Source organism: Dactylosporangium sp. NPDC049742 (assembly GCF_040674675.1).
Lineage (GTDB): Bacteria > Actinomycetota > Actinomycetes > Mycobacteriales > Micromonosporaceae > Dactylosporangium > Dactylosporangium maewongense.
In genome coordinates, this window is sequence record NZ_JBFANF010000067.1 from 1 (window position 1) to 13,305 (window position 13,305).

The 13,305-nt window shown below is 69.9% G+C and carries 10 protein-coding genes; 9 read left to right on the plus strand and 1 reads right to left on the minus strand.

What is annotated here, in order from left to right:
- The 3 genes from AB0J72_RS48030 to AB0J72_RS48040 form a co-directional block, all read left to right on the plus strand.
- Positions 1-2,100: carbohydrate-binding protein (locus AB0J72_RS48030; protein ID WP_363412551.1), on the plus strand; the 2,100-nt coding region annotated here is incomplete at its 5' end.
- Between the two features lie 67 nt (positions 2,101-2,167).
- Positions 2,168-3,865 (plus strand): ThuA domain-containing protein, encoded by a 1,698-nt coding sequence (locus AB0J72_RS48035; protein WP_363412553.1) that lies wholly within the window; start codon positions 2,168-2,170, stop codon positions 3,863-3,865.
- Between the two features lie 71 nt (positions 3,866-3,936).
- Positions 3,937-6,351: a ricin-type beta-trefoil lectin domain protein gene (locus AB0J72_RS48040; RefSeq protein WP_363412555.1), complete on the plus strand. Its 2,415-nt coding sequence runs from the start codon at positions 3,937-3,939 to the stop codon at positions 6,349-6,351.
- A gap of 24 nt (positions 6,352-6,375) precedes the next feature.
- Here the strand turns inward: AB0J72_RS48040 and AB0J72_RS48045 are convergent, their stop codons facing one another.
- Positions 6,376-7,134 (minus strand): FCD domain-containing protein, encoded by a 759-nt coding sequence (locus tag AB0J72_RS48045; protein ID WP_363412557.1) that lies wholly within the window; start codon positions 7,132-7,134, stop codon positions 6,376-6,378.
- A 177-nt stretch (positions 7,135-7,311) separates the two neighbouring features.
- Here AB0J72_RS48045 and AB0J72_RS48050 point away from each other — a divergent pair, with 177 nt between their 5' ends.
- From AB0J72_RS48050 to AB0J72_RS48075, 6 genes are all read left to right on the plus strand, one after another.
- The gene (locus AB0J72_RS48050) at positions 7,312-8,667 is read left to right on the plus strand and encodes an extracellular solute-binding protein (RefSeq protein WP_363412559.1); all 1,356 of its coding nucleotides are present in this window, start codon (positions 7,312-7,314) and stop codon (positions 8,665-8,667) included.
- Complete coding sequence (locus tag AB0J72_RS48055; protein WP_363412561.1) at positions 8,664-9,578, plus strand: sugar ABC transporter permease; 915 nt, start codon at positions 8,664-8,666, stop codon at positions 9,576-9,578. The genes AB0J72_RS48050 and AB0J72_RS48055 overlap by 4 nt, the downstream gene beginning before the upstream one ends.
- A gap of 4 nt (positions 9,579-9,582) precedes the next feature.
- Positions 9,583-10,518: a carbohydrate ABC transporter permease gene (locus AB0J72_RS48060; RefSeq protein ID WP_363412563.1), complete on the plus strand. Its 936-nt coding sequence runs from the start codon at positions 9,583-9,585 to the stop codon at positions 10,516-10,518.
- A gap of 28 nt (positions 10,519-10,546) precedes the next feature.
- Complete coding sequence (locus AB0J72_RS48065) at positions 10,547-11,734, plus strand: mandelate racemase/muconate lactonizing enzyme family protein (RefSeq protein WP_363412565.1); 1,188 nt, start codon at positions 10,547-10,549, stop codon at positions 11,732-11,734.
- Entirely contained in the window at positions 11,731-12,075 is a 345-nt protein-coding gene (locus tag AB0J72_RS48070; protein WP_363412567.1) for an L-rhamnose mutarotase, read from the plus strand. Before AB0J72_RS48065 ends, AB0J72_RS48070 begins: the two co-directional genes overlap by 4 nt.
- A gap of 142 nt (positions 12,076-12,217) precedes the next feature.
- Entirely contained in the window at positions 12,218-12,964 is a 747-nt protein-coding gene (locus AB0J72_RS48075; RefSeq protein WP_363412569.1) for a FadR/GntR family transcriptional regulator, read from the plus strand.
- Positions 12,965-13,305: the final 341 nt, after the last annotated feature.

Below are 13,305 nucleotides of genomic sequence, written 5' to 3' on the forward strand. Positions count from 1 at the left end.
GGCACGTACAGCATCCCGTCCGGGAACCTGTTCGCGCCGGGGACGGCGAACACCCGGGCCGAGATCTACGCGATGGGCTTCCGCAACCCGTTCCGGATGAGCGTCGACAAGGCCACCGGCGTCGTCTACGTGGGCGACTACGGCCCCGACGCCGGATCGACCAGCTCCACGCGGGGCCCGTCCGGGCAGGTGGAGTTCAACCGGGTCACGTCGCCGGGCAACTACGGCTGGCCGTACTGCACGGGCAGCAACACCACCAGCGAGACCTACAACGAGTGGAACTTCGCCACGAACAGCACCGGCAACAAGTTCAACTGCGCCGGCGGGCCGACGAACAACTCGTTCCGCAACACCGGCCTGGGCACCCTGCCCGCGGCCCGGGCGGCGTGGATCAAGTACGCCGGCGACTCGGGCAGCCCGTCGGAGTTCGGCAGCGGCTCCGAGTCGCCGATGGCGGGTCCGGTGTACCGCTACGACGCGTCGAACCCGTCGACGACGAAGTTCCCGCCCTCGCTGGACGGCCTGTTCTTCGCGGGCGAGTTCGGCCGCGGCTGGATCAAGCCGATCGCCGTCAACGCCGACGGCTCACGGGGCGCGATCGACAACTTCCCCTGGGTCGGCAAGCAGGTCATGGACATGCAGTTCGGCCCGGACGGCGCGCTGTACGTCCTGGACTACGGCGCCGGCTTCGGCAACGGCGACGCGAACTCCGCGCTCTACCGCTTCGACTACGTCGGCACCGGCGGCAACCGTGCCCCGACGGCCGTCGCCGGCGCCAGCGTCACCTCGGGTGCGGCGCCGCTGACGGTGAACTTCTCCTCCGCCGGCAGCAGCGACCCGGACGGCGGGACGCTGACCTACGCGTGGGCGTTCGGCGACGGCACCACCTCGACCGCGGCAAACCCGTCGAAGACCTACACGGCCAACGGCAGCTACACCGCCACCCTGACGGTCCGTGACCCGCAGGGCGCCACCGGGACGGCCGGCGTCCAGATCAGCGTCGGCAACACCGCGCCTACGGTCACGGTCAACACGCCGGCGTCGGGGCAGCTGGTGTCCTTCGGCGACAGCGTGCCGTGGAGCGTCACCGTCACCGACCCCGAGGACGGGACGATCGACTGCACGAAGGTCACCATGACCTACGCGCTCGGGCACGACCAGCACGCCCACCAGATCACCTCGCAGAACGGCTGCACCGGCACGATCAACATCCCGGTCGACGGTGAGCACGACGACGCGGCGAACATCTTCCCGATCTTCGACGCGCAGTACACCGACAAGGGCGGCCTGACCACCCACACCCAGAACATCCTGCAACCACGCAAGCGGCAGGCCGAGCACTTCAAGACCTCGTCCGGCATCAACACCTACAGCAAGACCACCGCCGAGGGTGGCAGGACCGTCGGCGACATCCACAACGGTGACTGGATCGAGTTCGACCCGTACAAGCTGAACAACGCCACCTCCGTCCAGGTGCGCGCCTCGTCCGCGGGCTCGGGCGGCACGGTGCAGTTCCGCACCGGCTCGCCGACCGGCACCGTCATCGGCTCCGCGACGATCCCGGTGACGGGCTCGTGGGAGACGTTCACGACCGTGACGGCGGCGATCACCAGCCCACCCGCCGGGACGACGTCGCTGTACCTGACGTTCGCCGGCAGCGGCACCGGCCTGCTGTTCGACGTCGACAGCTTCACCTTCGCCACCGGCACCCAGCCGTCCGGGACGGGGGCGGTCAAGGGCCTGGCGGGCAAGTGCCTCGACGTGCGCGGCGGCAGCTCGGCCAACGGCACCCAGATCCAGCTGTACACGTGCTCCGGCGCCGCCGGGCAGACGTGGACGCGCTCCGGCCAGACGCTGCAGGCGCTCGGCAAGTGCCTGGACGTCAACGGCGGTGCCACGGTGGACGGCACGAAGATCCAGCTGTGGACCTGCAACGGCGGGGCCAACCAGAACTGGGTGGCGCAGTCGGACGGCACGCTGCGCAACGCGCAGTCCGGCAAGTGCCTGGACGTGTCGGGCAACAACTCCGCCGACGGCACGGTGGTGCACCTGTGGACCTGCATCAGCGGCGCCGCCAACCAGAAGTGGACCCTGCCCTGACCTGACGAACCCGGCGCCCGCGCACCCGCGCGGGCGCCACTGTCACCCTTCGCAGACCGGAGGAACCATGCGCAGACTTCTCGCCGGTGCGGGCGCCGCCATCGCCCTCGCCGCCGGCACCCTCACCGCGGCCTCGCCCGCCGCGGCCGCGGACGCCCCGTACGACGTCCTCGTGTTCTCCAAGACCGCCGGCTTCCGGCACGACTCGATCGGCACCGGTATCCAGGCCATCCGTGATCTGGGCGCGGCGAACAACTTCACGGTCACCGCCACCGAGGACGCCACGCGATTCACCACCGCCAACCTCGCCCAGTACGAGGCCGTGGTGTTCCTCAGCACCACCGGCGACGTGCTCAACGACACCCAGCAGGCCGCGTTCGAGTCCTACATCCGCGGCGGCGGCGGGTACGTCGGCATCCACTCCGCCGCCGACACCGAGTACAGCTGGACCTTCTACGGTCAGCTCGTCGGGGCGTACTTCGCCTCGCACCCGGCGATCCAGCAGGTGAACGTGAAGACCGAGAACCGGGCCCACCCGGCCACGGCCCACCTGCCGCAGACCTGGACCCGCACCGACGAGCTGTACAACTACCAGAGCAACCCACGCTCCACCGCACGGGTGCTCTCGACGCTGGACGAGTCGTCGTACTCCGGTGGCACGATGGGCGCCGACCACCCGATCACCTGGTGCAAGACCATCGACAGCGGCCGGTCGTTCTACACCGGGCTCGGGCACAGCCAGGCGTCCTACGGCGAGACGGCGCTGCGCGCCGAGCTGCTCGGCGGCATCCGGTACGCGGCGAAGCGGGCGAACGCCGACTGCCGGCCCGAGACCGGCTACACCACCCTCTACAACGGCTCCACCACCGGCTGGACCCAGTCGGGCCCCGGCGGCTTCACCAACACCGACGCCACCCTCACCTCGACCGGTGGGCTGGGGCTGCTCTGGTACAGCGCCAAGCAGTACACGTCGTACTCGCTGAAAGCGGACTGGCGCATGACCGGGGACAGCAACTCCGGAATCCAGGTCGGGTTCCCGAACCCCGGGACGGACCCGAACGTCGCCCAGAACCAGGGCTACGAGATCCAGATCGACGCGACCGACACCGCGGACCGCACCACCGGCGCGATCTACGGGATCAAGTCCGCCGACATCGCCGCCCGGGACGCGGCGCTCAACCCGCCGGGGGAGTGGAACACCTTCGAGGTGCTCGTCGAGAACCAGCGGATCCGGGTCTACCTCAACGGCACGCTGATCAACGACTTCACCAACACCGACCCGAACCGCAACCTCGACGGCTACATCGGCATCCAGAACCACGGCAGCGGGGACACGGTCGCGTTCCGCAACATCCGGATCAAGGAGTCCGGCACCCAGCCGACCGGCGTCGGCCCCGTCAAGGGCCTGGCCGGCAAGTGCCTGGACGTGCGCGGCGGCAGCTCGGCCAACGGCACCCAGATCCAGCTGTACACCTGCCAGGGCAACGCGGCGCAAACCTGGACCCGCTCCGGTCAGACGCTGCAGGCGCTCGGCAAGTGCCTGGACGTCAACGGCGGCGGCACCGCGAACGGCACGAAGGTGCAGCTGTGGACGTGCAACGGCGGCGGCAACCAGACCTGGTCGGCGCAGTCGGACGGCACGCTGCGCAACCCGCAGTCCGGCAAGTGCCTGGACGTGTCGGGCAACAACTCCGCCGACGGCACGGTGGTGCACCTGTGGACCTGCATCTCCGGTGCGGCGAACCAGAAGTGGACCCTGCCCTGAGCCGACCGGCCCGACGTACGAAGGGGCGGCCGGACCCCGGCCGCCCCCACGCATGCCTGAAGGAGCGCTCCGTGTCCTTGAACCCCTTCCACCACCCACCCCGATCACCCGGCAGGGCCGCCGCGCTCACCAGAGCCTTCGCGGCGGTCCTCGTCGCCGGCGGCGTCGTGGTCCTCCCGCCGCCCTCCACCGCCGCCGTCATGCAGACGCTGTACGCCGCGCCGGCCGGCTCCGGCACCGCCTGCACCGCCGCCCAGCCCTGCTCGCTGTCGCAGGCGCAGACGTCCGTCAGGGCGAGCGCGCCGGCCATGACGGGCGACATCGTCGTCCAGCTCGCCGGCGGCACGTACTCCCTCAGCGCGCCGCTCACCTTCACCGCCGCCGACTCCGGCACCAACGGCCACACCGTCGTCTGGCAGGCCGCCGCCGGGACCCGCCCGATCATCTCCGGCGCGCGGAAGATCACCGGATGGACCGTGTCGGACACCGCCCGCAACATCTGGCGGGCCGACGTCGGCACCGGCTTCGACACCCGCCAGCTCTACGTCGACGGCCGCATCGCCACCAGGGCCCGCACCCAGGTCAACCGCGTGGACTTCACCGCCTCGACGACCGGGCTCAGCTTCACCAGCGCGGCGCTGTCCTACCTCAACAACCTTGCCGCCAAGAGCCGGGTCGAGCTGGAGTCGGTCGACTCGTTCACCGACCGGTACGTGCCGGTGCAGACGATCGCGAACAACACGCTCACCATGCAGCAGCCCGCGTGGAACAACAACACCTGGGGCTACGACACGATCACCAGGCCGTTCCGCGGCGGGCCGATGTACCTGGTGAACGCCCGGGAGTTCCTGGACGCCGAGGGAGAGTGGTACCTGGACACGGCCGCCGGTGCCCTGTACTACAAGCCACTGTCCGGGCAGAGCATGGCCACCGCCGACGTCCAGCTGCCGCGGCTGGAGTCGCTGCTGCGCGTCGGCGGCACCTACGCGTCGCCGGCCCACCATCTGACCTTCTCCGGCCTGCAGTTCTCCGGCACCAGCTGGCTGCAGCCCAGCAGCGGCCAGGGCTACGCCGACCAGCAGACCGGCGCGTACATGTACGGCACCTGGAACCGTCCGGGCGACGCGCTCACCTCCTGCCAGTCGGGCTGCCAGCTCTTCGAGGCGACCCGCCCCGCCTGGCGGCAGATGCCCGCCGCGGTGCAGGTGTCCGCGGCCAACACGGTGTCCTTCACCGGCAACAGGTTCACCAACCTCGGCCAGGTCGGTCTCGGCATCGGCAACGACGCCAACGCGCACGCCACCGGCGTCGGGCTCGGCGCCCGCGACATCGCGGTGACCGGCAACGTGTTCGAGTACCTCTCGGCCGGCGCCGTCATCGCCGGCGGCGTCCAGGCCGACGCGCACCATCCCAGCGACAGCCGGATGACCAACAGCACCATCACCGTGAGCAACAACGTCGTGCACGACGTCGCGTCGGAGTACCGCAGCCACGTCGGGCTGCTCATGACGTACACCGCCGGCTCGACGATGGCGCACAACGAGCTGTACAACCTGCCCTACTCCGGGATCGCCCTGGGCTACGGGTGGGGTGCCAACGACGCGGGCGGCAGCCAGGACTACACCGACCGGGGGCTGTACAACTACCAGCCCAGGTACACCACGCCCACCGTCGCGGCGAACAACCGGGTCACGGCCAACTTCGTGCACGACGTGGTCCAGCAGATGACGGACGCCGGCGCGTTCTACCACCTGTCGGCGAGCCCCGGCACGACGGTCAACGAGAACTACTTCCGCAACAGCAACGGCTGGCTCGGCCTGTACTTCGACGAGGGCTCGCGCTACGTCTCCGCGGCGAGCAACGTCTTCGACAACACCGGCACCTGGGCGTACACCCAGGAATGGGCGAACAACAACACCGGCAACCTGACGTTGACCGGCAACTGGACCACGAACAACGGCAGCAACGTCAAGACCGGGACCCGGGGCAACACCAACAGCGGCACGGTCGTGGTGAGCGGCGGCAACTGGCCGAGCGGGGCACGGGCGGTCATGGCCGCCGCCGGTGTTCAGGGCAGCCAGCAGCCGGCGGACACCTTCGCGCTGCGCGGCCCGGCGTCCGGCCGGTGCCTGGACATCGCCGGGGCGTCGCAGGCCAACGGCGCCCTCGCGCAGATCTGGGACTGCCACGGCGGCACGAACCAGCGGCTCACCCTGACCGCGGCGGGCGAGCTGCGGCTGTACAACGGCAGCAAGTGCCTCGACGTGCTGGGCCGCGGCACCGCGAACGGCACCGCCGTGGAGATCTGGGACTGCAACGGCCAGACCAACCAGCAGTTCCGGCTCAACGGCGACGGCAGCGTGACGGCGGTCGGGGCGAACAAGTGCCTGGACGTCAGCGCCGCCGGCACCGCGAACGGCACGAAGGTCCAGATCTGGGACTGTCTCGGCGCCGCCAACCAACAGTGGAGCCGGGTCACGTCGTAGCTCCGCGGTCGCGGGCCGGGCGACTCACCGCTGCAACCGCAGCGCGCCGCCCGGCCCGTCACGGCGGGCCAGCCAGGCGTCGGTGATGTGCGCGAACATCGCCGACGCCGCGCCGCCCGGGTCGTGCGCGGCGATGTACTCGTACACGCGCCGATGGCCCAGGTTCGACGCCACGCACAGGGCCCGCTCGGTGCGCCCCACGTACCGGGCGGTGTAGATGACCTGGCTCTGCAGCGCCTTGACCACCCCGCGGGCGATGCGGTTGCCGGAGGCGTGCATGACGATGTCGTGGAAGGCGCGGTCGTGCTCCTCGTACGTGACGTGGTCGTCGACGAGCTCGTCCATGCGGTCCACGAGCGCGCGGAGCCGGTCGACGGAGTCCTGATCGGCGCGCCGGGCGGCGACGCCGGCCATGTCGGACTCCAGCAGCCGCCGGGTGACGACGACGTCGTCGAGGACGCCGAGCGTGTCGTCCTCGGCGATGCTCGCGGCGAGCACGAGCTCGTCGAGCATGTCCCACGCGCCCGGCGGTGTGACGATGGTGCCGCTGCCCTGGCGGACCTGCACGAGCCCCTTCTCCTGCAGCAGCTTCACCGCCTCCCGGACCACGGTGCGGCTTACCGAGAACATCTCGCACAGCACGGGCTCGGGCGGCAGTGGCGTGCCCGGCGGGTGCAGTCCGCGCACGATCCGGCCCACCAGGTCCGCAGTGATGGCCCGGGCGAGGTTCGCCGGCCGCCGCGTCCAGGCCGGCGATGGCACGGCCGTCTGCGGTCCCGTCATGGCGCCCTCCCGATCTCCGTGGCGCGCTGGACGCGACGCCGCACCAGCATACGGAACTGATGACGTCAGACGTAATACGAATATGTTACAGGCGCTTGCAGACGTCATACGTATGCCCTATGTTGTGGGCGCAATGCATCGGTGATCCTCACAGTCTTCGACACAAGGGACACGAACATGGTCGGAAAGGCACGGCACGGACAGACCCGGCGGTGGGTCGGTGCGGCGGCGTTGGCCCTCACCCTCACCGTTTCCGGCTGCGGCAGCGACAGCGGCACCACCTCCGGCTCCTACGGATTCCCCCAGGCCGCCCAGGACGACAAGGCGAAGCTCACGGTGTGGGTCGACGCCGACCGGTCCTCGGCCGTCGACGCCTTCAAGAAGGCCAACCCCGACGTGCAGCTGGAAGCCGTCACCTACGACGGGTCGGCGAACGGGTCCAACTCGTTCCGCACCAAGATGCAGCTGTTCGACCGCGCCGGCAGCGGCTGGCCCGACGTGGTCTTCTCCACCCAGAACAACGACGCGGCCTGGGCCAGCCAGCAGAGCAACGGCAAGCAGGCCTTCGCCGCCGTGCTCGACCAGGGCCTCGTCGCCAAGGAGACCCTGGACCGGTTCACCGCCGGCGCGCTCAACCCGTGCACCGTCGAAGGCAAGCTGTACTGCCTGCGCAACGACCTCGCCCAAGTGGTGCTCTGGCACAACAAGGCGCTGCTGGACCAGTTCGGCTACACCCTGCCGACCACCTGGGAGGACTACCAGGCCCTCGGCGAGAAGGTGGCCCGCGAACACCCCGGCTACATCGTGGGCGCCGCCGGTGACGCGTTCACTCCCGAGATCTACCTCTGGAGCAGCAAGTGCCAGGCCAACGGCATCACCGGGCCGAAGGCGGTGACCGTCAACACCGGCACCACGGAGTGCAAGCGCGCCGCCTCGATGCTCGACACCCTCATCAAGAACGGCACGGTGCCCACCGTCAGCGTGTTCTCGCCCGAGTTCGTCAAGAACTACGCGAACAAGGTGCTGCTGATGCCCGGCCCCGCGTGGTACGCCGGCGCCATCTTCAACAACCCGCAGTCGCTCAACGTCCCGAAGGGCCAGCTCGGTGTGGCCGCACCGCTGGCCTGGAAGGGTGAGGAGGCGGCGACCGGCAACGTCGGCGGCGCCACCTGGTTCATCAGCAGCCACTCCAAGAACCTCAAGGCCGCCCGGAAGTTCGTCGAGTTCGTCACCACGGCGGACGACTACCAGGTGAACGTCGCCCCCGGGTACCCCGCGTACGCGCCCGCCGCCGACAAGTGGATCAAGAAGCAGGAGTCGAGCGGCTACTACGCCACCGATCTGCAGGCGATGGTCAAGGCAGGGTCGCAGATCTGGGGCGGATGGGGCTCCGGCATCTTCAGCCAGGAGGCCATCTGGGCCAAGACCGTCACCCCGGCGATCGTCAGCGGCAAGAGCCTGGTCGGCCTGCTCCCCGAGTGGCAGACCGCCATCAAGAACCAGGCCCAGGTCGACGGCTACACCGTCGCATGACAACGGCAGCACAGGCCGCCCGCCGACCGGGCGGGCGGCCCCGCCTCACGGAGCACCGCAGCGCGGTCAGCTACGCCTTCGTCGCGCTCTACGCCGTGCTCGCGGTTGCCTTCGGCATCCTGCCTGCCGGCTACGCGCTGTACCTCGCGTTCACCGACGGCGGCGGCGCGTTCGCCGGCATCGGCAACTTCACGAAGGTCGTCGGCGACTTCCGGTTCCTGCCCGCCGTCGGGCACGTCGCCTGGTACCTGACGATCTGGCTGATCTCGCTGGTGGTCCTGGTGACGTTCCTGGCGATCGTGGTGCACGCCGTCGGCGCCCGCTGGCTGAGCCGCACCCTGCGGCTGGTGTTCTACCTGCCGGGCGCGGTCGCCGGCGCCTCGAGCGTGCTGCTGTGGCTGTTCGTGCTCGACCCGACCGCCAGCCCGGTCGGGGGGCTGCTGCGGCTGTTCGGATTCGACAGCTTCAACCAGGTCATCGCGCCCGCGCACCTGCCACTCATCTTCGCCGTCATCGCGTTCTGGACCGGCGCGGGCGGCTGGATCGTCATCATGTACGGCGCGCTCAACAACATCAGCGCCGAGGTGATCGAGGCGGCGCGCATCGACGGTGCCGGGCCGGTGCAGATCGCCTGGCGCATCCAGCTGCCGCTGCTGCGCAAGTGGATCTCGTACATGGGCATCATGTCGCTCGCCGCCGGCACGCAGCTGTTCGTCGAGCCGCAGCTGCTGTCGCAGGCCAGCAACGCGATCGTGCCCAACGACTACTCGCTCAACCAGCTCGCGTACCTGTACGCCTTCCAGCAGAACGACTTCAACGCCGCGGCCGCCATCTCGCTGCTGCTGCTCGTCATCGCCCTCGCGCTGTCGGCCGTCTTCGTGACGCGCGGCGGGCTGTTCGAAAGGGACTGAGCCGATGTCGACAGTGGTCACCCGGCGCCCGCATCAGGTGCCGGTCAGACCGTCCAAGGGGCGCCGCGCGGGTGCCGGCGGCGGCGCAGGCCGCGCGCTCGTCGCGGTCGTGCTCACCGTCTTCGTGCTGTTCTTCGTCATCCCGATCGTCTGGCTGCTGCTGGCCACGACGAAGTCGGCGCACGAGCTGCTGGTCGGCAGCCCGTTCCTGCCGGGGACTCCGGCCGACCTGGCCGCCAACTGGCGGCAGCTGTCCGACTTCCAGGACGGTGCGGTGACCGCGTGGGTCGGCAACTCCGCGCTGTACGCGGTGGGCGCCCTGGCGATCACGCTCGTCGCGAGCATCCCGGCCGGCTACGCCATGGCGATGACGGACTTCCGGTTCCGCCGGTCGCTGCTGGTGCTGACGCTGATCGTCATGCTCATCCCGAACACCGCGCTGGTGTTGCCGATCTTCCTCGAGCTCAACGTGGTGGGGCTGATCGGCAGTCCGCTGTCGGTGATCCTGCCCATGTCCTTCTTCCCGTTCGGGGTGTACCTCACCTACATCTACTTCTCCACCAGCGTCCCGCGGGACCTGCTCGCCGCGGCCCGCATCGACGGATGCTCGGAGCTCGAGGTGTTCACCAAGGTCGCGCTGCCGCTGGCGACGCCGATAGTCGCCCTGGTCGCCTTCTTCAGCTTCGTGCAGAGCTGGAACAACTTCTTCCTGCCCTTCGTGATGCTGCCGTCCAGCGACGGCTACCCGGTCCAGGTCGGCCTGACGTCGCTGCTCGCCTCCACGCCGGCGTTCAACCCCAGCTCCGCCGGTGCCCAGTCGGTGCAGCTGCCGACGCTCGCCCTGGCGACCGTCGTGTCCGTGCTGCCGGTGCTGATCGTCTTCGTGTTCGCCCAGCGGTTCCTGGTCGCGGGCATGACGGCGGGAGGCACCAAAGAGTGAAACCGAACCACGCCGAGAAGGAGCACCCGTGAAAGTCACCGGATACCGCAGCCTGACGACGAAGCACGACTGGGGGCGGCTGATCGGCGACGCCAACGGGGTGATGTCGGAGCCGCGCACCGACGTGCACGTGCTGATCGTGGAGACCGACTCCGGGTTGGAGGGCGTAGGGCTCGGCCAGCACGGTGACATCGGCCGGGTCTTCGGCGCCGTGGAAGGCGAGGACCCGCGGGCGGTTTCGGCCCTGTACGACCGGATGCTGAACTGGGTGTTCAAGACCGGGCACGCGGGCGCCACCTTCGGGGCCATCGGCGCGATCGACATGGCGCTGTGGGATCTCAAGGCGAAGGCGGCCGGCGAGCCACTGTGGCGCACGCTCGGCGCGCTGGACCGGTTCGTGCCCGGCTACGCTTCCGGGCTGGACATCGCTCTGGACGACGACGCCCTGGTGCGCCTGTACGAAGGGTTCGCGGACCGGGGGTTCAGCGCCGCCAAGCTCAAGGGCGGCCACGACGTCCAGCGGGACCTGCGCAGGCTGGAAGCGCTGCACGAGGTGCTGCGGCGCAACTCGGCGCAGCCGGCCCTCATGTTCGACGCGAACGAGTCATGGAACCGCGCGCAGGCGGTACGTTTCGTGACGGCCCTGGAACGCGGCGTCGACCTCACCTGGGTCGAGGAGCCCGTGCGCCGCTGGGACGCCGCCGGGCTGGCTGCGGTCCGCCGCGGCATCCGGGCCGCCGTGGCCACGGGGGAGAACCTGACGGGTCTGGAGCAGTATCGGCCGCTGCTGGACGCCGACGCCGTCGACATCGTCCAGGTCGGCAACGTCTGGGGCATCACCCACTTCCTGCGGGTGGCCGCGCTCGCGCACGGGCACGACCTGCCGGTCAGCGCGGTCGCCTACCACGCCAACCCGTCGGCGCACGCCGCCGCGGCGGTGCCCAACCATCTGGTCTTCGAGGTGCAGGACGTCAACGCACCGATCGGCCTCACGGTCGACCAGCAGTACGAGGACGGCGGCATCGTGCTCGGCGACGAGCCCGGCCTGGGCATCCGCGTCGACGAGGCGCGCATCGCCGCCCTGCGGGTCACGGGCTCGCCGGTTGCGGTCGCCGGACCGCACGTCCGGCCGTCCCGGGCCGGGCTGAGGATCATTCCGGAGACCCGCCGCGAGGATCGTAGGGGCGTGCCGGCGGCCGATCGGGTGAGCCGGTGAGCGCGCCGCGGCGGGTCGAGCGGCACGCGTTCATCGTCGGCGTCCGCCCGGAACGACGGGAGGAGTACCTGCGGCTGCACCGCGACGTGTGGCCGCAGGTCGAGCAGACGCTGCGCGACGCGCACATCACCAACTACTCGATCTTCATCGTCGGTGACCTGCTCTTCGCCTACTACGAGTACGTCGGCGACGATCACGCCGCTGACCTGGCCCGCGTCGCCGGGGATCCGGTGACCCGCGAGTGGTGGACGCACACCGACCCGTGCCAGATCCGTGTCGTGGAGGAACGGGATGCCGGTGCGCTGTGGCAGCCGCTGGAGGAGATCTGGCACCTGGCGTGAGCGGGGCGGGTATTCGGGGCATGGCGAAGCGGCGAGCGGGACGTCACATGCGCCCGCGTCGCTCGGTAGACTCTGGCCGACCCGCAGCACCTGGCAGCGGCGGGTCGGCGGAGGGCACATGACGGCATCACAGCATTCGACCGTGGGCGGTTCACCGCCTCCCGGATGGGTTCGAGGACCCGCCAGCCTCGCGAAGGCGCTCACCGCCGAGCTGGTGGAGCGCATCGTCGGCGGGACCTACGAGCCGGGCAGCGCGCTGCCGCCGGAGCCGGTGCTGTGCGAGACCTACTCCGTCAGCCGGACCGTGGTGCGCGAGAGCATGAAGATCCTGCAGGAGAAGCGGCTGGTCCAGGTCCGGCAGGGCAGCGGCACGGTCGTCAACCCGTCGGCGATGTGGGACCTGCTGGACGAGCTGGTGCTCGCCGCTGCGATCGCCGTGGACGAGGACCTGGCGGTCCTCGACGACGTGGTGGTGACCCGCCGGCTCCTGGAGTCCGACATGGCGAACGTCGCCGCCCGGCTGGCAGACGCGCAGGCCCTGCAGCGGATGCTCGCGTGCGTGGAGCTCATGGACAGCACCGTCGAGGACGCTGACACCTTCCACCAGCACGACGCCGCCTTCCACGACGTCATCATGCAGGCGTCCGGCAACCGGATCGGCCGGGCCGTGGTGCGGTCGCTGCAACACCAGGTGGCCAACATCGACCGGTACGTGGGCAGGACGGACCGCGCGCTGCGGGAGGAGGCCAACCGCGGCCACCGCCGCATCTACGAGCGCATCGCCGCGCAGGATGCGGGGGGTGCGGCGGAGGCGATGTTCGCGCACATCACCGACGCGTGGCTGGTCCGGCGCGGGGAAGGCGTTGATCCTGGCCGGCTGCACCGGTAGCGAAACCTCGACGACGACTGTTGCCGCACCGGAATTCTCCAGCCCGCCCCCGCGCACCAGGTCGCGGGCGAACGTGGCGAGCCCGCCCGTCGGCGGTGCGGTGAGGCCCGAGCCGACTCGGTTCCTGATCATCGTCAACGCTCTTCCGGCAAGTGCTGTCAACTGGGCCGCGTGGTTGTCGCGATGATGCGGCGGCAACGGGCGGGCGGTCCTTTCTGGAGTGGCGTGCCACGTGTTTCCAATGTGCGTGAACGGTGAGACCGAGTCAAGGGATCGCTGGTCTTCCGTATCGCAATCTTGTCCATTGGCAATGGCGACTCTTTCACCGTCCCGCGGATAAC